General features: G+C 38.1%; 16 protein-coding genes and 3 pseudogenes. 7 read left to right on the forward strand and 12 right to left on the reverse strand.

Translation table 11 applies throughout. The features are described from left to right. Positions 1 to 5: 5 nt before the first annotated feature. From ACTXGU_RS17030 to ACTXGU_RS17045, 4 genes and pseudogenes are all read right to left on the reverse strand, one after another. The gene (locus ACTXGU_RS17030; protein WP_443482731.1) at positions 6 to 524 is read right to left on the reverse strand and encodes an acyl-CoA thioesterase; all 519 of its coding nucleotides are present in this window, start codon (positions 522 to 524) and stop codon (positions 6 to 8) included. A gap of 372 nt (positions 525 to 896) precedes the next feature. Beyond that, positions 897 to 1,772 carry a LysR family transcriptional regulator gene (locus tag ACTXGU_RS17035; RefSeq protein ID WP_443482732.1) on the reverse strand — a complete coding sequence of 292 codons (876 nt, stop codon included), beginning with the start codon at positions 1,770 to 1,772 and terminating at the stop codon, positions 897 to 899. Positions 1,773 to 2,002: 230 nt separating this feature from the next. Further along, positions 2,003 to 2,173 (reverse strand): annotated as a pseudogene (locus ACTXGU_RS17040) (ABC transporter permease); the annotation flags it as partial. Beyond that, positions 2,100 to 2,667 (reverse strand): annotated as a pseudogene (locus tag ACTXGU_RS17045) (ATP-binding cassette domain-containing protein); the annotation flags it as partial. The pseudogenes ACTXGU_RS17040 and ACTXGU_RS17045, both read right to left, overlap by 74 nt. Before the next feature lie 408 nt (positions 2,668 to 3,075). On the opposite strand from ACTXGU_RS17045, the gene ACTXGU_RS17050 reads away from it, so the two are divergent. Together ACTXGU_RS17050 and ACTXGU_RS17055 are read left to right on the forward strand one after the other, a co-directional pair. Then, on the forward strand, positions 3,076 to 3,897 hold the full coding sequence (locus ACTXGU_RS17050; protein ID WP_443482733.1) for a glycosyltransferase: 822 nt from the start codon (positions 3,076 to 3,078) through the stop codon (positions 3,895 to 3,897). Between the two features lie 9 nt (positions 3,898 to 3,906). Beyond that, a complete protein-coding gene (locus tag ACTXGU_RS17055; RefSeq protein WP_443482734.1) occupies positions 3,907 to 4,869 on the forward strand; it encodes an aldo/keto reductase in 963 nt (320 codons plus the stop codon). 725 nt (positions 4,870 to 5,594) lie between these two features. Here ACTXGU_RS17055 and ACTXGU_RS17060 read toward each other — a convergent pair. From ACTXGU_RS17060 to ACTXGU_RS17075, 4 genes and pseudogenes are all read right to left on the reverse strand, one after another. After that, positions 5,595 to 6,872 (reverse strand): cation:dicarboxylate symporter family transporter, encoded by a 1,278-nt coding sequence (locus tag ACTXGU_RS17060; RefSeq protein ID WP_443482735.1) that lies wholly within the window; start codon positions 6,870 to 6,872, stop codon positions 5,595 to 5,597. A gap of 203 nt (positions 6,873 to 7,075) precedes the next feature. Then, positions 7,076 to 7,930: a MurR/RpiR family transcriptional regulator gene (locus tag ACTXGU_RS17065; protein ID WP_443482736.1), complete on the reverse strand. Its 855-nt coding sequence runs from the start codon at positions 7,928 to 7,930 to the stop codon at positions 7,076 to 7,078. Positions 7,931 to 8,239: 309 nt separating this feature from the next. Beyond that, positions 8,240 to 9,981: pseudogene (locus ACTXGU_RS17070) on the reverse strand (GMC family oxidoreductase). A 291-nt stretch (positions 9,982 to 10,272) separates the two neighbouring features. Continuing rightward, positions 10,273 to 10,410, reverse strand: a complete 138-nt coding sequence (locus ACTXGU_RS17075) for a hypothetical protein (RefSeq protein ID WP_443482737.1) — start codon at positions 10,408 to 10,410, stop codon at positions 10,273 to 10,275. A gap of 342 nt (positions 10,411 to 10,752) precedes the next feature. Between ACTXGU_RS17075 and ahpC the strand changes: the two genes are divergently transcribed. From ahpC to ACTXGU_RS17090, 3 genes are all read left to right on the forward strand, one after another. After that, the gene (ahpC, locus tag ACTXGU_RS17080; protein WP_443482738.1) at positions 10,753 to 11,316 is read left to right on the forward strand and encodes an alkyl hydroperoxide reductase subunit C; all 564 of its coding nucleotides are present in this window, start codon (positions 10,753 to 10,755) and stop codon (positions 11,314 to 11,316) included. 12 nt (positions 11,317 to 11,328) lie between these two features. Continuing rightward, positions 11,329 to 12,858 carry an alkyl hydroperoxide reductase subunit F gene (ahpF, locus tag ACTXGU_RS17085; protein ID WP_443482739.1) on the forward strand — a complete coding sequence of 510 codons (1,530 nt, stop codon included), beginning with the start codon at positions 11,329 to 11,331 and terminating at the stop codon, positions 12,856 to 12,858. Between the two features lie 495 nt (positions 12,859 to 13,353). Further along, positions 13,354 to 13,914, forward strand: coding sequence for a sugar O-acetyltransferase (locus ACTXGU_RS17090; protein WP_443482740.1), 561 nt, complete (start codon positions 13,354 to 13,356; stop codon positions 13,912 to 13,914). 218 nt (positions 13,915 to 14,132) lie between these two features. Here the strand turns inward: ACTXGU_RS17090 and ACTXGU_RS17095 are convergent, their stop codons facing one another. From ACTXGU_RS17095 to ACTXGU_RS17110, 4 genes are all read right to left on the reverse strand, one after another. Beyond that, positions 14,133 to 15,653, reverse strand: a complete 1,521-nt coding sequence (locus ACTXGU_RS17095; protein WP_443482741.1) for a malate:quinone oxidoreductase — start codon at positions 15,651 to 15,653, stop codon at positions 14,133 to 14,135. A 361-nt stretch (positions 15,654 to 16,014) separates the two neighbouring features. Further along, entirely contained in the window at positions 16,015 to 16,494 is a 480-nt protein-coding gene (rlmH, locus tag ACTXGU_RS17100) for a 23S rRNA (pseudouridine(1915)-N(3))-methyltransferase RlmH (RefSeq protein ID WP_443482742.1), read from the reverse strand. Between the two features lie 80 nt (positions 16,495 to 16,574). After that, on the reverse strand, positions 16,575 to 16,736 hold the full coding sequence (locus ACTXGU_RS17105; RefSeq protein WP_443482743.1) for a CxxH/CxxC protein: 162 nt from the start codon (positions 16,734 to 16,736) through the stop codon (positions 16,575 to 16,577). A 317-nt stretch (positions 16,737 to 17,053) separates the two neighbouring features. After that, entirely contained in the window at positions 17,054 to 18,262 is a 1,209-nt protein-coding gene (locus ACTXGU_RS17110; protein ID WP_443482744.1) for a S1C family serine protease, read from the reverse strand. A gap of 212 nt (positions 18,263 to 18,474) precedes the next feature. Between ACTXGU_RS17110 and ACTXGU_RS17115 the strand changes: the two genes are divergently transcribed. Together ACTXGU_RS17115 and ACTXGU_RS17120 are read left to right on the forward strand one after the other, a co-directional pair. Further along, complete coding sequence (locus tag ACTXGU_RS17115) at positions 18,475 to 18,951, forward strand: DsrE/DsrF/DrsH-like family protein (protein WP_443482745.1); 477 nt, start codon at positions 18,475 to 18,477, stop codon at positions 18,949 to 18,951. Positions 18,952 to 19,028: 77 nt separating this feature from the next. Next, positions 19,029 to 20,558: an aminotransferase class V-fold PLP-dependent enzyme gene (locus ACTXGU_RS17120; RefSeq protein ID WP_443482757.1), complete on the forward strand. Its 1,530-nt coding sequence runs from the start codon at positions 19,029 to 19,031 to the stop codon at positions 20,556 to 20,558. Positions 20,559 to 20,629 lie beyond the last annotated feature (71 nt).

Here is a 20,629-nt window from a genome sequence, read left to right on the forward strand (position 1 = left end):
ATAAATTATTCATCCCAAGGGCTATTAATAGAAAGTATAGCTACTAAATCTTTGTTTTGCTCTCGCTTAAGCTTTCGTATTTCCGCTCTCTCTTTTCCTGTTTCGAAAAGATATGTTTCTTCTTCTGATTCTGGAATAACAGGCGGCACATTGATTGGCTTTTTGTTTTCATCTAGTGCTACAAAGGTTAAGAAGGCAGTAGCAGCAATTTTTCGCTTTGCTGTAATCATATCCTCAGCAATTACCTTACAAAAGATCTCCATTGAACTTCTTCCTGTATAAACAACAAACGATTCAATACAAACAGAATCACTCTGCAGAATCGGTTCGATAAAGTTGACTGAATCTGTCGAGGCTGTAACACATTCTTTTACTCTTGCACATTTTTGAGCAGAAAGCGTTGCACAAGCATCTAGCTTCTTCATTAATACGCCACCGAATAAAGTATGATAATTATTCAAATCATTAATTAGAACTTGATCATTTTGGATAATACGAGTTTCTTTAATTTTTTTTGTTATCATAAAATTATCACCTTATCCTCGCATCTAATTTACAGTATTAACAACTTCCTTATATATAAAACTCTTTATTAACTATTATAGTGCGCATTTTAAGCGGAAGTACAATGCCAATAAAACATACAGTTCATACGAAAGTGTTATGTAATTGCTTTCAGCGTTAATTAGAAAAGGGGAAGCGCCTTGCTCAGGCCCGAAGAAAAATGTTCATTTGACTCGAAAAGTGTTTTTTACTTTTAGAGGCAAAGGGTTATGTTTCACAGGGACTGACTGCTTGCGCTAGACATTCATCTAACTTGAAACATATAAATTCTGATACTATGAAAGAAGGCTTCCTCCCTTTATGAGGAAACCTTCTTTTACTTAATTATTTTTTTAAAGTCTTTCTTTGAAGAATCGTATAAATTCCTTTGACACCTTTGATAACTGCTCGCCATTTTTCCATATGATAGAAAGATTCCAATCAATCTTTGGATTGGATAAATTTATTGCTCTAACATCAGCGGTCAAATCTGCAGACGTACTTTCAGGCAATAATGTTATTCCAAGATTGGAGGCGACCATTTCTTGAATAAAGTCTAATTGTGATGTTTCTGAAATAATGCTTGGCACAAAACCTTCCTTCTTACAAGCTGCAATAATCCAATCTCGAAGTAAAAAATCCTGATTAAACATGATAAAAAATTCATTCTTAAGTTCTGCCAAGGAAACTGCTTGCTTATTAGCAAGACGATGGGAAGGCGGTACAATAAGCTTTAACTCTTCTTTAACAAAAGAATAATAATCTAATAAATCATGATTGTCCGACACAACCACAACTCCAAGATCAAGCTTATCATTCAACACTTTTTCTTCAATTCGCTTGGATCCATCCTCCACCAATTGAAAAGTTATTTCTGGATATTTTTTATGAAAGGAAGCTATTAATTGAGAGAAAAAAAAGGAGTTAACAATAGAGGGAAGACCAATACGAATATGCCCTTTTTTTAGGCTGGTCAAATTATCCATTTCAGCTTTCAGCAACTGAAATTGCCTATCAAATACTTGTGCGTGTTTATAAAGAACGCGGCCAGCATCTGTTAACTCCAACTTTTTCCTGGAACGAATAAAAAGAGAAACACCCATCTCCGTTTCCAATGATTTAATGATTCTACTGATGGCTGGCTGTGTAATGTATAATTGATCCGCTGCACGGGTAAAGCTGCCTAAACGAGTAACCTCTATAAAATAGAGTAAATGCTTCATTTCCATATTTTCACCCACTTTTAGTTCATTTGGATATAGGTTACCATATTATTCCGAATTTTTCTGCTATTTTACTAGCATAAACGTTGATTAGTCTAGTAAACTTCGCGTAAATTCGGAAGTTTTAATCAGATACGAAGCAAATTTTTTTATCAAAAAACAGAAAAACTGCATAAATAGCTAACCTAGGATTAACTACATACACAGTCTATTATACCTCTAAAATTTCCTCTTAACTAAGTCCGACGCATATATGCACGTACCGTTAGTGGTGCGAAGATTGCCACAATGACAGCAGCGCCAATGAGGGAGACGGTTAAGTCCCAACCCATTGTTCCAGAGTTGGTCATTTCTCTGACGGCTGTTACAAGGTGCGAGATTGGGTTTATCTTCACAAACCACTGCAATGAGACTTGCCGCCAGATCCAATCGGCGACGCATACCGCCAGAGAAATTCTTCAACGGACGCTTCGCTGCTTCCGTTAAACCAAATTCCTCCAGTAATTCCGCGGCCTTACGTCGGTCGTGACTCAGCACGCCCCAGACCTAGTAGTCGGGAGAAGATAATCAGATTCTCCGTAGCGCTGAGGGACTCATCGACCGAGGCATACTAACCAGTCACCCCAATCAATTGACGTACAATCTGCGGCTCCTTCACCACATCGTATCCAAAGATCTTCGCAGAACCTGCGTCCGCACGAAGTAAGGTCGCCAGCATTCTGATTGTCGTGATCTTTCCTGCTCCATTTGGACCAAGCACACCGTAGATAGTACCAGCGCGTACGTTCAGATTTACACCATCAACCGCTCGATTATTGCCAAACGTTTTAACGAGTCCATGCGCTTCAACTGCCCATTCAACATTGTCTGGAACTGTTACTCTGCTGTGTACATAGTTCATTCCAATTCCTCCCTTTTTGTATAACTATAATTTGTATTTGCTATTTTAAAAATGAGCTTACGTTGGGGAATCCCTCCGTCTTACGGCGTATTTTTCATGTCAAACCAAAATGTTCGCCTGTATATGTCTATATAATACCGATTATATAGGAAGGATAGTCCATATTTATGAACTGAATATGAACAATGAATATTGTTGAAATGGATGCACTTCTTTTAATACAAAGAATCTGTCTGACCCCAAATGCATTAAAGTAATACAGAACAGGTAGGCATTCATATTCCCCGAAATCCAGGAACCCTATCAAATATGTATTCTTGTTAATTTGAAAATCTCTACACGCACACATTTCCATATTTCACATAAAATAAATTATCAACTTGACTCAAGGAAGCGTAGGGGAGAACATTGGACAAAATATCTATTGTAACGCCTTGCTATAATGCTGAAAAATATATTATGGAAACCGTTCAGTCGATCATTACGCAGTCGGCCGTAGAATCGGGAAGAGTTGAATTGGAATATATCATCTGTGATGGCGGTTCAACGGATAGAACGATTGAACTGATAAATAGTGTAAATAACGGATTAATTAAGATCATATCTGAGCCTGATACGGGGATGTATCAGGCCTTATCCAAGGGGTTCCAGCTCGCGACTGGAGACATCTGCGCGTATCTTAATGCTGGAGATTATTACTCCAAGCACGCCTTCGATGTTGTTCTCGATCTTTTCGAAACAAAACCAGTTAAGTGGCTTACAGGATTGAATGTAAGCTATAATGACCGTTCACAGTTTGCTTCGTCCTTCCTGCCTTTTAAATACAGAAAAAACTTGCTAAGCTGCGGATATTACGGCATGAAACTCCCCTTTATACAACAGGAATCCACATTTTGGAGCAGTGAATTAAATACGTTGATTGATCATGATTTTTGGCCGACATTCAAGTATGCCGGAGATTATTATTTGTGGCGGCAATTCTCGAAGGTCACCGAGCTAAAAATTGTCGATGCTTATTTGGGAGGCTTTCGTTTTCACGAGGGCCAGCTTTCCGAGAACCTTGAAGCGTATTTCGCCGAAATGCGGTCCATTGGAACGAAAGCCGGTATAAAAGAATTTATCACTCTTCAATTTGACCGGCTAATCTGGATGGGAGACGCGAAGTTAAAGAAACGGCTGAACCGTGATGGGCTGTTTCGGTATAATCATCAGCTGCAGAAATGGGAATGAAGACAGGGGGTGGTTATAATAAAATATATATCTGTTCAAGGTCTCGACAAATCATGTTCACAATTGGTTATAGGAACAGCAGATTTTTCCCGGAAGCGTTTGGATGCTGCATTTGAAATGCTCGACGCCTACGTCGAACGTGGCGGAAACACAATCGATACGGCAAATGCCTACGGGAACGGTGAAAGTGAGCTTGCGGTTGGCCAGTGGTTAAACTCCAGACAGCTTCGTAAAAATATCGTAATCATCGACAAGGGCGGCCATTTTCATGTGGATGCCCATCAAGCCATAGTAAACAGGCTGAATCCCCAAGCTGTTGCAGAGGATCTGGAGCGCAGTTTAGAGAGACTTCAAGTCGATTATATTGATATTTACTTGCTTCACCGTGATGACCTTTCTGTTCCGGTGCACGAAATAATAGATTTTCTTCAGGAGCCTATAAACTCCGGTCTGATTAAAGCTGTTGGAGCTTCCAATTGGTCGTATCAAAGGATAGACGAAGCGAATCGATATGCGGACAAAAAGGGCTATAACCGTCTAGTGGTCAACAGCCCTTCACTAAGCTTGGCAGCAATCAATGAGCCCCGCTGGCCTGGAACGGTGTACGTAGATCTAGCTTATCATGACTGGCAAAAAAAAACACAGATTCCATTATTTTCATGGTCAGCTCAAGCAGGCGGTTTCTTCTCAGGACGTTACGCGCCCGGGATTCGCTTAAGCGGGGACATCTTCCGAGTATATTACAATGATGATAACTGGGAACGATTCAATCGTGCGACAGAATTAGCCGCGCACAAGGGAAAGGGAATTACAGCAAATCATATTGCTTTAGCTTATGTACTAAACCAGCCCTACCCTGTTTGTGCAGTCATTGGACCTGAGTGCGCCGATGAATTAATCTCCAGCTTCAAAGTACTAGATATACGTTTGACTGATGAGGAACGTCTATGGCTTAACCTGGAACAAAGGTAGGGGGCAGGCTACTTCTCAATGCGGGTTTTTATTTAATGTATTTTGATAGGAGAAGTAAATGTGTGTTTTCTATTTCCTAAATGCCACTTTGAAGTCGTCTCCTAATCCCGATAAATTTCTGTTCTTTTACCTCAATTGTTTCATGGTCAGTATGGAAAATATAGTATTCACGAGAAGGGTCGGCTAAATGTAGTTTTTTGTATTCTTTCCATGCCAAAGTTGATTCGGGGAAATTTGATATGACTGATAGTTCTTCAAGATAGCGGATGGAATTTTTTGAGTAGGCAGAGATGGCTTCAACAAGTACCCATTGTTCTGGATAATGTTCACGAATTTACTCCCATTTCAATTTTTATATCCCTCCTACCCAATTCATGAGCGATATCTTGAAAATAGAAAAAGGTTCATATAACTCTAAAGCATCTTTATGAACCTTTTCATTTCCCCTACTATTTTTTCAGTGCCAAAATGGCCAGTCAGGAACAATACAGGTGCAGAACAAGTAATCCCCCCATCTAACTTAGCCTTTTGCCCGAATCCAATGATTTTGAATACCCTAACAAAATTCAGCTAGCACTGATAAATGGTTATGATTATGTAAAAGCATGAAGATTAAGCTGTTTTGGTTGATTTTCCGCATGAGTAAAAAAAGAAGCTATTTTGAAAATAATTAATCAAAATAACTTCTTTCTCTACTCATCTAGATAATATTTATACCTGTCCTATTAAGCTGCTGCAGACTTCTTAATAGAATCTATATAAGAATTTGCTTTTTCTTCATCAAATTGACCTTCCCATTTGGCAATAAAAACCGTTGCTACACAGTTTCCAGTCAAGTTAACAGCAGTACGCGCCATCTCTAAAATTCGATCAATACCCGCGATAAAAGCTAATCCTTCTACGGGAATGCCTACGGAACCTAGTGTTGCTAAAAGCACCACAAAGGATGTACCTGGAACAGCTGCAATTCCTTTTGATGTTAACATCAATACTAACATTAGTGAAATTTGCTCGGCGATAGATAAATGCACCCCATACATTTGGGCAATAAACAGCGCTGCTAACGCTTGATATAATGTTGCACCATCAAGATTAAATGTATATCCCGTCGGCAGCACAAATGATGTAATTCCTTTCGGACATCCATATGACTCTAACTTTTGCATTACCCGTGGCAAGACAGTTTCTGAACTTGCTGTGGAATAAGCGAGCAAGAGTTCATCTTTTACTAAACGCAGCAAAGGCATCAGTTTAATTTTGGCTATTTTACAAATCAATCCGAAGACTACCACAACTAAAAATAACATACTTGCATACACAAGTAGCGCAAACTTTCCTAGAGGAATCAGTGAAGATAATCCAAATTTAGAAACCGTTATCCCAATTAACGCAAATACACCAAATGGCGCTATTTTCATAATTTGGTTTGTCACCCAAAACATCGTGTCTGCAACACCTTGGAAAAAGGCTAAAACGGGTTTCCCTCTTTCTCCAATTGCTGCAACACCTATTCCAAATAGAACAGAAAAGAAAACTACAGCAAGCATGTCTCCTTGAGCGAAAGCATTAAAAATATTGGTAGGAATAATATTTACAAATGTATCTATAAAACTATGTTCTTCCACATTTTTTGTTGTTTCTACATAGGAAGAAATATCGGTTTTAGAGAGATGAGCCATATCGACTCCTGCTCCCGGCTGAAAAATATTCCCGAACAATAAACCTAAAATAATAGCGATTGTTGTAACAACCTCAAAATAAAGAATTGTCTTAAAACCTAGCTTCCCTATCTTCTTTAAATCACCAACACCTGCAATGCCAGCGATAATGGAAGAAACGACGATAGGCAGGACAATCATTTTAATAGAATGCATAAATATATCGGCAATTGGCTGTAAATAGGTAGATACAGACGGATTGCCGTAGTAAACAGCGCCAATAATAATCCCAAGGATCAACCCTACGAATATCTGCACTGCTAAAGAAAATTTTATTTTCTTCACCTTTTTCACTCCTTGCTTAAACAAAATATTTCATAATAAAATTAAAAATGGAATATATATTTCATAATAACCGTACCTTTACAAAAAAGAAAGGGGGTATCAAAATTTTTTGACATTTTAGAGTAGACGTTTAATATACACCAAAAACCAAATATCATTATTTTAGAAAAACAAAAAAACATAAGCCCATTAAAGACTTATGTTCATTGTTTTTTATAAAAAACATCTAAGTTTTCCCAAACATCTTCCAGCAAAGCCAGTTTATCTTGAAAATTTGTTTGGTTTGCTTTTGCTACAGCAATAATTAAGGCATTAATAAGACTAAACGGTGCAACAAACGATTCGATAAAACTTAGCATTTGACTGTTTGCCGTTAATGTTATATCTGCATGTGGAACAAGAGGAGACAGCAAGTTATCCGTAATCGCAATAGTGGTCGCTTTTCTTTTCTTTGCATAAGACAATACTTGTACCGTACTTTTCGCATACCGTGCAAAACTAATGCCAACCACAACATCCTCTTCACTCAAATCGTAAAGATGCTCTGAAGCAGTTTCGATCAGATGGATTAGTTCTACTTTTTCTAACATAAATTGGAGATAATATTGTAGAAAAACACCTAATGCCGTCGCACTCCTATTTGCTACAATATAGATGCTTTTTCCCTTAGCTAATGCTTCTACAGCTTCTTTAAAAGCTTCCATATCCAACTTTTCGATGGTGGCTCTAACATTTTCGATATCGCCTAAAAAGATATCGTATACTGCTTGACCTTCATCCACATACATCTTCTTTGACAATGCAAATTTTTCAGTTGAGGTAAGCTGCCGTTGTGCATTACTTTGCAGTTCCTGATGTAATTCTGGATATCCGGAATAGCCTAAATAGGTGGCAAACCGAATAACCGTTGCATGACCGACACCTGCAACTTGTGCCAATTTATCCGCCGTTAAAAAAGGAACTGTATTAGGATTTCCCAAAATATATTTGGCAATTTTTTGATAAGACTTGCTCATACTTGGAAAAAGCTCTGCGATGCGCTTATTAATATTTCCCATTAAATCTGTAATCTCCTTTTCCTATCATTGCTTTTATGTACTGAACTCCTGATCATATTTTCTTAATAATCTAAAAACTAAAACAGCAATATTTTTTATTTTAATATAATAATTTTCTTGTGTGTGTTTCCTAAAAACTAGTGATAAATAAAAATGTAGTACCAGAAATAGTAGTATACATTCTTTTTCCATTGCGATAACATATCGTTCTTCACAATATCATACCATAAAAATTTTGATAGATATAATTGCAAAAAGTGCCTGACCTCCAATGCATTAAAGCATTACCGTAACGAGGGCCAGGCTACTCTATTCATCTTCTAATTCATCATCAAAGTCATCATCATCTGCCACGTAAGGGTGGGGATTGTTTTGAATAAAGCGTACTGCATTTAACCCAATCATTTGAGCGGGTATGGATGTGTTGCCATCTGGCAAAATAGGAGAAATGGATAGGTCGGCTACTTTAAGGTTTTTTGTTCCGAAACATCGAGGAATTCATTGACAACTCCATCTTCAATGCATTTCGCCATTTTACATTGCCCCCCGTAATGGAAGAAATTCGAATAAGACGCTCTTACATAATCCCCAAGCTTTCTCCTTTTTTCCGCCTCATTAGGAATAGTAAAGATCTCTTCCGAAGGGTATACCACTTTATGAATACCGCTGTTATTTTTTCTAGCCTCTTTAATAATATTGTATATGTTGATATATTGATCAACCAAGAAATCTAAATCATTCGTATTTGACTGCAAAGGATTGAAGGAAAACGACGGAAGGGCCTCTGGATCGCTATGGGAGGCCATAATTGTACCCCTGCTTCCTGGGTTGAGATCTATAAGACCAAAACTCATAACATTGGTTTGCTTAGTTAAATCTAGATCCCACTCATTACTAGCTACATCAGGAGCAGGAATAAAGAGGGGTGCAGGAGCTCCTAGTATTTGAAGACGGCGGCCTTCCAAGCTATCCTTATGCTCTGATATAAAAGCACCCAAGGCAATAGGCTGATTTGGATCAGCTGCAACAATCGGTAATATCTGAGATGTATCCAGCTCAACTCCAAAGCCGGCATACGCTTGAGTTTGCAGATTGTAGCCTACGTTGGGATTTTCAATCATTGGTATAATTCCTGCATTAAACAAATCGCTGGATTTGCCAATTCCTGATCGTTGTAAAATGACAGAGGAAAAAAATCCTGCCGAAACGACAACACCTTTTCGGGCAAACGTTTTATGAGAAATACTATTCTTGACATACTGGACGCCAATGGCGATCATCTGCCCTTTCTTTTTCTTAAATAAGATTTTATTCACCGTCGTTTTAGCGAAAATGAACAGCTTTCTCTTCCCAGCCCCCAGTTCATCTGAAAAAAACTCATTACCCTGAGTTACAATCCCCTCATTCAAATATCCCGTTGCGGTCGATGATCGGGTAATGGTACCACCAACCTCCTTCTGGATAAATTGGTTTTTATAAAAGGTACAGTCTCGTACACCTGTGTTATAGTCCTCAACAATATCAATGTCTAATACTTCCGCTGTTGCATTTGTCAGCGATTCGATAAGTCCATTCGATGGTATATGCTGTTGCCTAACAAATATAGGTCCCTTTCTTCCCCTTTCACTCGGACTTTGTGTTTGTCCTGTATAGGTTTCATTTTCAATAAACAGACGACGGACTTGATCGTAGCTCCATTGGTCGTTGCCAACAAGAGCTGCCCATTCGTTATAAAGTTCTCTACTCCCGCGGACAGCATACATATCGTTAACTTCTGAGCTTCCACCAATGACCCGCCCATTGACCGTAACAAGCTGCCGTACAAGGGATGGCTCTAATCTAGAGATAAGGTTGAAGGCAAATTTATTGTTACTTGCCAAAGTAATAGCTTCTAAAATATCCGGACTGCTTAACTGATCCGTACTATTTATTCCCTGTTCAAGGACAAGGACGGAAGTACGTCGGTCATCCGTTAATTTTTTAGCTACTACCCCGCCCGCTGTTCCGGCACCAATGACAATATAATCAAAAACATCCTTTTTATGTCCCATAAATCTATCTACCTACTTTCATATTTAAATATTGACCTTATAGGTATCAAGATATGATATGTAGACAAGCTCTTTTTGTATAAATAGAGTTACTAAAGTGTATAACTCATTTTTAGCCCTATTCACCATTCAATATTGCTGCTACGGTTACCTTTAGCAAATGTTATTAATCTGCCATGACAAGACTCGGAAACATGCTTAGAACTAGAAAATGATTATTACTTATGATACGGTTCTCCGTAATGTGTCTAAAAGAGTTTTTATTTTTAAATACTAATGGATTAGATTATACTATTGATAAAGATGACACGATAAAGAAATTTTTAACATCTTAGAAACTTCAACGGTAAACACTTCATAATAATGACCAGCAATCCCTAAATCTTCTATGTTATTTGTCACTTCAAAGTTTAAGATCGTTTTGTACAACGGAGATAGACTCCATAGCCAATTGAGAAAACATTGATTGTAATTGAAAATTAAAATTTTACCATCAAAATTATTTTAAATACTATGCATTCTGAACTTACAAAAAATACCACAACTATTTTACAATGGTTATTAAAATAAATCACGATAAAATTACGTATAATAAAATTGAGTTTTATTCTTGACAAAACAATAAGATTTATATAATAATAAATTTGAAATTAGAATTATTATTTTTAACCAATAATAATAAAAAACAATTATTTTTGATTATTTATTGGTTATTTAAAGTTTTGACTATATGTCTAAACTTACTAATAAAAACACTAGGAGGAATTTATTATGTCTTTAATCGGAAAAGAAGTACAACCATTCAAAGCACAAGCTTTCCAAAAAGGTCAATTTATCGAGGTTACTGAAGAAAACTTAAAAGGACAGTGGAGCGTATTTTGCTTTTATCCAGCAGACTTTACATTTGTGTGCCCTACTGAGCTTGAGGATCTACAAAACCAATACGCTGCTCTAAAAGAACTTGGAGTTGAAGTATATTCTGTTTCAACGGATACTCATTTTACACATAAAGCATGGCACGATCATTCAGAAGCTATTGGTAAAATCGAATATATTATGATCGGCGACCCTTCACAAAAAATCTCTCGCAACTTCGATGTATTAAACGAAGAAGAAGGTCTTGCAGATCGCGGTACTTTCATCATCGATCCAGACGGCATCGTTCAAGCAGTTGAAATCAATGCAGGCGGCATCGGCCGTGATGCAAGCACTCTTGTAAACAAAATTAAAGCAGCACAATATGTTCGCAACAATCCAGGTGAAGTTTGCCCAGCAAAATGGCAAGAAGGTTCTGAAACACTTAAACCAAGCCTTGATCTTGTAGGAAAAATTTAAGGAGTACGATCAATGATACTAGATGCAGATATAAAAGCACAATTAGCCCAATATCTTCCATTGATGGAGGGCGATGTGCTACTTAAAGTAAGTGCAGGATCCGATGATGTATCTCGCGACATGGTGGCTCTAGTGGATGAATTAGCCACCATGTCATCCAACATTAAAGTGGAAAAAACACAATTACCGAAAACTCCAAGCTTCAGTGTAAATCGTATCGGCGAAGATACTGGAGTAACTTTCGCTGGAATCCCTCTTGGGCACGAATTTACTTCATTAGTGTTGGCTCTCTTGCAGGTAAGCGGCAGAGCTCCGAAGGTTGACCAGAAAGTAATTGATCAAGTGAAAAGCATTAAAGGCGACTATCACTTTGAATCTTACATTAGCTTAAGCTGTCACAACTGTCCTGATGTTGTGCAAGCACTGAACTTGATGAGCGTTCTTAACCCTGGCATTACACATACTATGATTGATGGTGCAGCGTTTAAAGAAGAGGTTGAAAGCAAAAACATCATGGCAGTACCAACTGTGTTCCTAAATGGGGAATCATTCGGCAGCGGTCGTATGTCACTAGAGGAAATACTTGCCAAGGTAGGTAGTACTCCAGATGCATCAGAATTTGCCGATAAGGATCCATTCGATGTGCTTGTTATTGGAGGCGGACCATCTGGTGCAAGTGCAGCAATCTATGCAGCACGTAAAGGTATTCGTACAGGCATTGTTGCTGAACGCTTTGGCGGTCAGATTATGGATACAGTGGGCATTGAGAACTTTATCAGTGTAAAGTACACCGAAGGTCCTAAGCTTGCAGCAAGCCTTGAAGAACACGTGAAAGAGTATGACATTGATGTCATGAATTTACAACGTGCTAAACGTTTAGAAAAGAAAGACTTAATTGAAGTTGAATTGGAAAACGGTGCTGTTCTAAAGAGCAAAAGCGTAATCCTTTCAACAGGTGCTCGTTGGCGCAATGTTGGTGTACCAGGAGAAGCCGAGTTTAAGAACAAAGGTGTAGCATACTGCCCTCATTGTGATGGTCCATTGTTTGCAGGAAAACGTGTAGCCGTTATTGGCGGCGGTAATTCCGGTGTTGAAGCAGCAATTGATCTCGCTGGAATTGTAAAACATGTAACAGTTCTAGAATTTAACTCAGAACTGAAAGCTGATTCTGTATTGCAAGAACGTCTTTACAGCCTGCCTAATGTAACAGTCATAAAGAATGCTCAAACAAAAGAAATTACCGGCACTGACAAAGTAAACGGCATTTCCTACATGGAACGTGATACAGAAGAAGTGAAACATATTGAACTAGAGGGTGTGTTTGTTCAGATCGGTCTTGTACCAAATACGGATTGGTTAGGTGAAACCGTTGAACGTACTAGAATCGGTGAAATCGTTGTAGATAATCATGGATCAACGAACATACCTGGAGTGTTTGCTGCAGGAGACTGCACAAATAATCCATATAAGCAGATCATTATTTCAATGGGATCGGGAGCTAATGCATCTTTAGGTGCCTTTGATTATCTCATCCGAAATTAATGGACGTTTATTATTTTACCTTATAAGATACGAATAAAACCCTCATTTAGGTTCACTGTTGATGTACCTAAATGAGGGTTTTTAATGTATTTTGATAGGAGAAGTAAATGTGTTTTTCTAATTCCTAAACACCTCTTTTTATCCCAATAAATTTCCACATTCTTTCAATCTTTCTATATTTGATTGTTCCTTTACCAGCAGGTCCAAGAAGTTTTTTAACTTTTTAACATTGTACTTGAGAAGTTGGATCAACCTCTTCATTCAGATGTAAGTACATCTCAATGCTGGAGTAATTTCGGTTAATCTTACATTATTGCTATTATCATAAGAAAGTTGTACTAAAACTCCACCCTTATCTATTTACGTTTGTTAAAATTCAAAGAGTAGTTTTTTAATACTCAAGCAGGTTACCTAAAGAAAAACTTAAAACAACTTGTACATCCAGGTATTGTTAAGGTATAACATTAACAGGATTTATGAAAGTAGGTAGTTTGAATGAAAACTGAAAAAGAAAAAATGTTAGCGGGAGAAATGTATAATCCTGCTGACCCAGAATTATTAAAGGACCGAAAAAATGCTAGAAGACTAGCTAGAATGTATAATCAAACTTTAGAAGACGAAGATGACAAACGACTTAAACTATTAAAAGAGTTATTGGGTTCGACTGGAGAAAACGTATATATGGAACCAAATATAAGGATTGATTATGGCTATAACACATATGTAGGAGATAACTTTTTTGCAAACTTTGACTGTACTATCTTAGATGTTTGTGAAGTACGATTTGGGGATAATTGTATGCTTGGACCTGGCGTAAATATCTACACTGCATCTCATCCTCTTAATCCAATTGAACGGAACTCTGGAAAAGAGTACGCAAAACCAATTACGATCGGAAACAATGTATGGATTGGTGGGAGTGCAATAATAAATCCAGGAGTTACGATAGGTGACAATGTTGTTATTGCATCAGGTGCAGTTGTTACTAAAGATGTGCCCGATAACGTTGTAGTTGGAGGTAATCCAGCTAAAGTAATTAAAAAAATTGAAATGTAAGTTATCTTTTATCGGGCATACTATAATAAATTAGGGAAACCTTTTGTAGTTCTGGTTTCCCTATTTTTTAAATTAAAGCTGTATAGGAATCTTATAATACTATAGTTCGCTTCCTTATAGAAAGACAACGGTCAATAAAACCTAAAGAAATTGCAAAAATATTTCAAGTTCATCCTAGGACTATTACAAAATGGGCAGAGACTTGGTTTAAACTGTTTCTAAACTACATCCACAGAATTAACTTTATTCGGCAAGTTTTCGCTTAGACCAAGTGCCTGCGCTGTTGAAGTATGAATTTCGTGGAAAAGCTCTGGGTTTTCCACTAGTGACACGCCATAAGAAGGAATCATTTCTTTTATTTTCGGCTCCCACTCTTTTATATGCTGCGGGAAGCATTTTTTTATTACCTCAAGCATGACGTGAACAGCGGTTGAAGCACCCGGTGAAGCGCCGAGCAATGCAGCTATCGAGCCATCAGCGGCACTAACAACTTCCGTACCAAATTGAAGCGTTCCTTTGCCGCCTTCAACAGTATCTTTGATAACTTGCACACGTTGGCCCGCTACCACTAAATCCCAATCCTCGCTTTTGGCATTTGGAACAAACTCACGTAATTCTTCCATGCGCTGTTCTTTCGATAACATAAGTTGCTGGATCAGGTATTTTGTCAATGGAATGTTTTTTGCGCCTGACGCCAACATAGTGACAAGATTATCCGGTTTTACGGAAGTTACCAAATCGAACATTGAACCAGTTTTTAAAAACTTTGGTGAGAAGCCAGCAAACGGTCCAAATAGCAACGATTTTTTGTTGTCGATATATCTTGTGTCAAGATGCGGAACAGACATTGGCGGAGCACCAACCGAAGCTTTGCCGTATACTTTTGCATGATGCTGCTCTACAATATCCGGATTGTTACACACCATAAATAGTCCACTTACAGGGAATCCTCCAATATGTTTCCCTTCAGGAATACCAGATTTTTGCAGTAAATGCACGCTTCCTCCCCCAGCGCCGATAAAGACGAATTTTGCAGTATGGCGTTCGACAGTACCGGTATCGAGATTTTTCACTTTCAATTCCCACAATCCGTCGCTAGTACGTTTAATATTATTAACACTATGTTTGTAGTTTATATCGACATTATTACTCTTTAAGTGGTCAAACAACATACGCGTTAAAGTGCCAAAGTTGACATCAGTTCCAGAATCGATTTTTGTTGCCGCTATAGGTTCATTTAAAGTTCGGTCTTTCAACATAAGCGGAATCCATTCCATCAGTTTTTCCGGGTCATCGGAAAATTCCATCCCTTGGAACAGAGGGTTGTTTGAAAGGGCTTCAAAACGTTTTTTCAAAAAATTCACATTTTGTTCCCCATGTACGTAACTCATATGAGGCAATGGCATGATAAAGTCCTGCGGATTACGTATCAAATTGCTATTTACAAGATAAGACCAGAACTGTCTTGAAAGCTGAAACTGTTCATTAATTTTTATAGCTTTGCTAATATCTACAGATCCATCCGCCTTTTCGACAGTATAGTTAAGCTCGCACAGTGCAGCATGCCCCGTTCCCGCATTATTCCATTCGTTAGAGCTTTCCTCTCCTGCGTCTGCGAGTTTCTCAAACACGGTAATTTTCCAGTTCGGTACTAGTTCTTTCAGCAGTGTCCCCAAAGTCGCACTCATGACTCCGGCACCAATTAAGATAACGTCTGTTTTAGTTTGTCTATTACTCATTTTTACCATATCCTTACCCTAAGATTTACAGAAAGGATGTAGACGCTCCTGCTTAAGCGTCACAGTAAGCCAAAACGCAACCTAGGAACACACCTTTTCTGTATCGATTATAACCTGATTATATAAGTCGCATTAATACGAATTATCTATTCACTTCTCTCAATCTTCATAAAACTATCTTCTCTAGTATTGTATGCCTTATTTTTTCTGGAGACTTAAAAACCTACTGTTTTTGCTCCTCAAATTTTTATTATACCATTATTAATCCATCAATTAAATCAAGCATAATTTACACTTATATCCAAAAACACACAAAGAAAAAACCATACCTTTTACAGTACAGTTTTATAAAAAAACTTATTTACTTGTGGTATGGTTCCCCCCGATTAATCCGAAACGCCCGATAAACCTGCTCCACCAATATCAACCTCATTAACTGATGTGGGAAAGTCATCTTACTGAAAGACAGTTTATCATCTGCACGCTTTAATACTTCGTCACTTAGTCCTAAAGATCCGCCGATAATAAAGGTGACTTTGCTTTTTCCGTATGTTGCGAGTTTATCTAATGTATCGGCCAATTCTTCGGAGGATTTTTGTTTTCCTTCGATGGCGAGTGCGATGACGTGGGCATCTGCCGCAACTTTGGCTAAAATTCTTTCTCCCTCTTTTTTCTTAACTTGTTCCATTTCGGCATCGCTTAGAATTTCTGGGGCTTTTTCGTCTGGGACTTCGATTATTTCTATTTTAGAATAGCTTGATAGTCGTTTTGTGTATTCTTCGATTCCTTGTTTTAAATATTTTTCTTTTAGTTTTCCAACCGTTATTATTGAGATATTCACATGTATTCCTCACTTTACGAACAACATATCCACATAAGTTATCCACATATCCACATTTCAAATCCACATATAGTGGCAGATCACTTGTTTGCCACCATATATATTGCAGTATTTTTGCAATATTCACAGGTTGTTGATAACTTTTCTTCGTCTGAAATTTTTTCTAATATCGGAAAGGTTTCATACTCATTTACTACCGTATCTATTGCTATATCTATATGTTCTTCACAACTATAAATCATTTTCCTACTCCTTTTTGCTTATATTTGTCGTTATTTTCTGATTATATTTGTGGATAACTTTATTTTTCTTTGTTTTAATACTTATCCACACTTCATCTTAACATTCCAGATAAAAACTGCAACTATTCCACAAAAAATTTATCAACAAATCAACAAAAGCGCAAGCGCCGGCCAGCTAAATGCGCCACGTCCTATGGTAATGCCGGCACTAGTACATCCTGTACGTCGGAGCTAGACAATTATCTAACTTGAAACATCTAAATTCTGATATTACGAAAAAACAGGAAGGAACTTCATCCTTCCTGTTCTTATGCAATTTACATCTTATCCTCTGACAGCTTTACCTCTGTCGTTTGCAGCTTTCCATTTCGATAAAATTTAATTTGTAAGGTGTCGCCTATTTTTTTCTTCGTATAAAGATGTTTGCGTAATTCAATTAAGTCTGGCATTTTTTCTCCATCTAACTGTACGATCACGTCTAATTCTTTTAAGCCTGCTTTTTGTGCTGGAGAATTAGGACTTACACCTTTAATCGCTACACCAGCTGTTACTCCTTCAGGCAGTTTTAATGCTTCTCTTTGATAATATCCTGGTATATCACTAACGGACTGAAGCTCTACTCCCATATATGGTCTTTTTACTTCTCCATGACGCTCTAAATCGTTGATGATTGGCTCCGCTGCGTTAATAGGAATAGCAAGGCCGATTCCTTCTACTGCTGATTCGGCAATTTTCATGCTGTTGATTCCGATAAGCTGGCCGGCAATATTAACAAGAGCGCCTCCGCTGTTTCCCGGGTTAATCGCTGCATCGGTTTGAATGACTTCTGATTGCCAATCGGTAACACCATCTTCATTAATATCCACAGGAATGGTTCGTTCTAATCCGGACACAATCCCTTGGGTAACAGAGCCGGAGAATGTCATGCCAAGTGGATTTCCAATCGCGATAACAGGCTCTCCTGTTTTTAGCGTATCCGAGTTGCCAAATTCAGCTATCTTGCTGATTTCTTTTCCGTTTACCTCTACTACAGCTAAATCGGTCCATACATCGCTGCCGACGAGTTTTGCACCTATTTTTTTTCCTTCTGCCAATGTTACCTCTAGCTCGGTAGCACCTTCAACGACATGATTATTCGTAACTATATAGGCTTTATCGCCGCTTTTTTTATAAATCACGCCCGAACCTGTCCCGGCTTCTTGTGCGGCCGTATCTTTCCAAAAGTTTGCCGATTGTAAATTGCTTATCGCAACTACCGCATCTGCGGCTTTATCGACTGCCTTCGTTACATCTGTTTCTACATTTAAGGAAACATTTTTTGTTTGTGTGCCATTTTCATCCGTTGTAATCGTATTTTCCTCTACTTGTCCATAAGAAAAAATGCCATACTCTGCTAACCAAGGTAGAAATAAAAGGACAAGCAATGCACCAATAATTGCTCCAATTAATCCAGAAAAGAAGTAGCCGCGCCTTCTTTTCGTTGGTTTTTCCCTACTATTATCATAATCGTAATCACCGTAAGGCATTTACATCATTCCTTTCAGACTAATTATTTTCTAGTATGTCCTTACCGAATAAGAAACAACAAAATAAAATCTTTATTATTTTTCCTAACTCGTTACAATTTCATGAACCTTTGGTCAACATTACATAAATTGCATCTTCATCCGGGGAAAATATGTTTCATGATAGAGCTTTTTTAAACATGTACTTCGATGAAAATGGAGGCTTCAATATAATGGACAAAAAAATGAATCTGATTGTGTTTAGTGGTGACTATGATAAAGCAATGGCTGCACTTATTTTGGCGAACAGTGCAAGGGAATTAGAAGTGGATGTAACGATTTTTTTCGCCTTTTGGGGTTTATCCTTGATACGAGACCCTGAAAAAATGAACAACGAGGACAAAACTGCTTATGAGAAAATGATCGCGATGCTGACGCCTAAAGGTCCTGAAGAGCTTTCCTTATCAAAGATGAACTTTGCTGGGCTGGGCAAAAAAATGATGCTTGAGATGATCGATGAGCACGATGCTCCACATCTGATTCATTTTTTAAAAGGAGCACGGAAAAAACAAGTGAAGTTCTATGCTTGTAAATTATCTGTTGAGATTATGGGATTTAAAGCAGAAGAGTTTATTCCTGAAGTGGAAATTGTCGATGCCAAAACGTACTTGCGTGATGCATTGGAGGCGAATATCCAGCTATTTATATAAAGATTATGGCAAAATGATGACATTTGCCCACATATATTAACCCAGATGCAGCTATGAACATACATTTACATCATGATATGGAAAGGAGATACTTCACATTGCTGCATGTAAAAATCGAAAATACTTCTTATGAATATTACGGCGAACTGGAAACGTATTTTGGGCAATTTAGAAAACATGTCATTGGCATCGATCAGCACTTTATTTCCCGACATGGAAGCAAAAAAATCATCTATGCGGATTGGACCGCCAGCGGACGGTTATATCGTCCGATTGAGGAAAAGATTATCAATCAGTTTGGCCCTTTCGTCGCAAATACACATACTGAAACGAATGTAACGGCTACGATTATGACGGATGCCTATAATCAAGCGAGAAAAATGATTAAGAATCATGTTGGTGCTGACGAAGATGATGTGCTCATTTCAGCAGGCTCCGGAATGACTGCGGCTATCAATAAGCTTCAGCGCTTATTAGGATTAAAAATTCCGGAAAAATTTAAAAAACGTATGAAGATTGCTGAAGAGGATAGACCTGTCATTTTCGTTACGCATATGGAACATCACTCCAACCAACTATCATGGATCGAGACGATTGGCGAAGTGGTTTGTCTTGAACCGGCTTCCGATGGCACCATTGATATCGGCCGTTTGGAACAATTACTACTGTTGTATAAAAACCGAAAAATGAAGATCGGATCATTCACCGCTTGTTCCAATGTCACTGGCATCCAAACTCCTTACCATCAATTAGCGAAAATCATGCATGAACACGGTGGAATCTGTTTTATCGACTTTTCGGCTTCTGCCCCATACGTTGATATCAATCTGCACCCTAAATCTCCTCTTGAAAAATTAGACGGCATTTTCTTTTCTCCCCATAAATTTTTAGGAGGTCCCGGCAGCAGCGGCATTTTAGTAATGGATTCAAAATTATGTCTAAGCAATATTCCTGATCATCCTGGAGGAGGTACTGTCTTATGGACGAACCCTTGGGGCGGCCATCGTTACCTCCCAGATGTTGAAATGCGTGAAGACGGGGGAACACCTGGTTTTTTACAGACGATAAAAACAGCGTTGTGCATAAAATTAAAAGAAACGATGGGAATTGACAACATCTTGCAAAGAGAAAAAGAAATATTGCATATTTTGCTGCCTCCATTGTCAGCGATTCCTGGATTGCATATTTTAGATGAGCTAATAGAAGATAGAATAGGGATTGTTTCATTTTATATAGAGAAAATCCATTACAATCTGTTGGCAAGGGTGCTAAACGACCGATTTGGCATACAAGTAAGAGGAGGGTGCTCATGTGCAGGAACCTATGGACATTATTTATTCGACATGAATAAAGAAAAATCAAAAGAATGGACCGATTTGATTGATCAAGGAGATTTATCATCCAAACCTGGCTGGGTGCGACTTTCCATCCACCCGATAATGACAAACGCAGAAATCTACTACATCATTAAATCCATTAAAGATACGATAAAGCATATCGATGAGTGGCAAAAGGACTACATTTATGAAAGAAAAACCAATGATTTTCACCACAAAGACTATCAAAAAAATGATAACATTCAAGATTGGTTTGAGATGAACCACTAGGTGTGATCTTTTTCATGTATGCAAGCCTCCCACGCAATAAAGGCGGCGCGAGCGAAGCCTCACCTTACTCT

The organism is Niallia sp. 01092 (assembly GCF_052318935.1).
Taxonomy (GTDB): Bacteria; Bacillota; Bacilli; order Bacillales; family Cytobacillaceae; genus Niallia.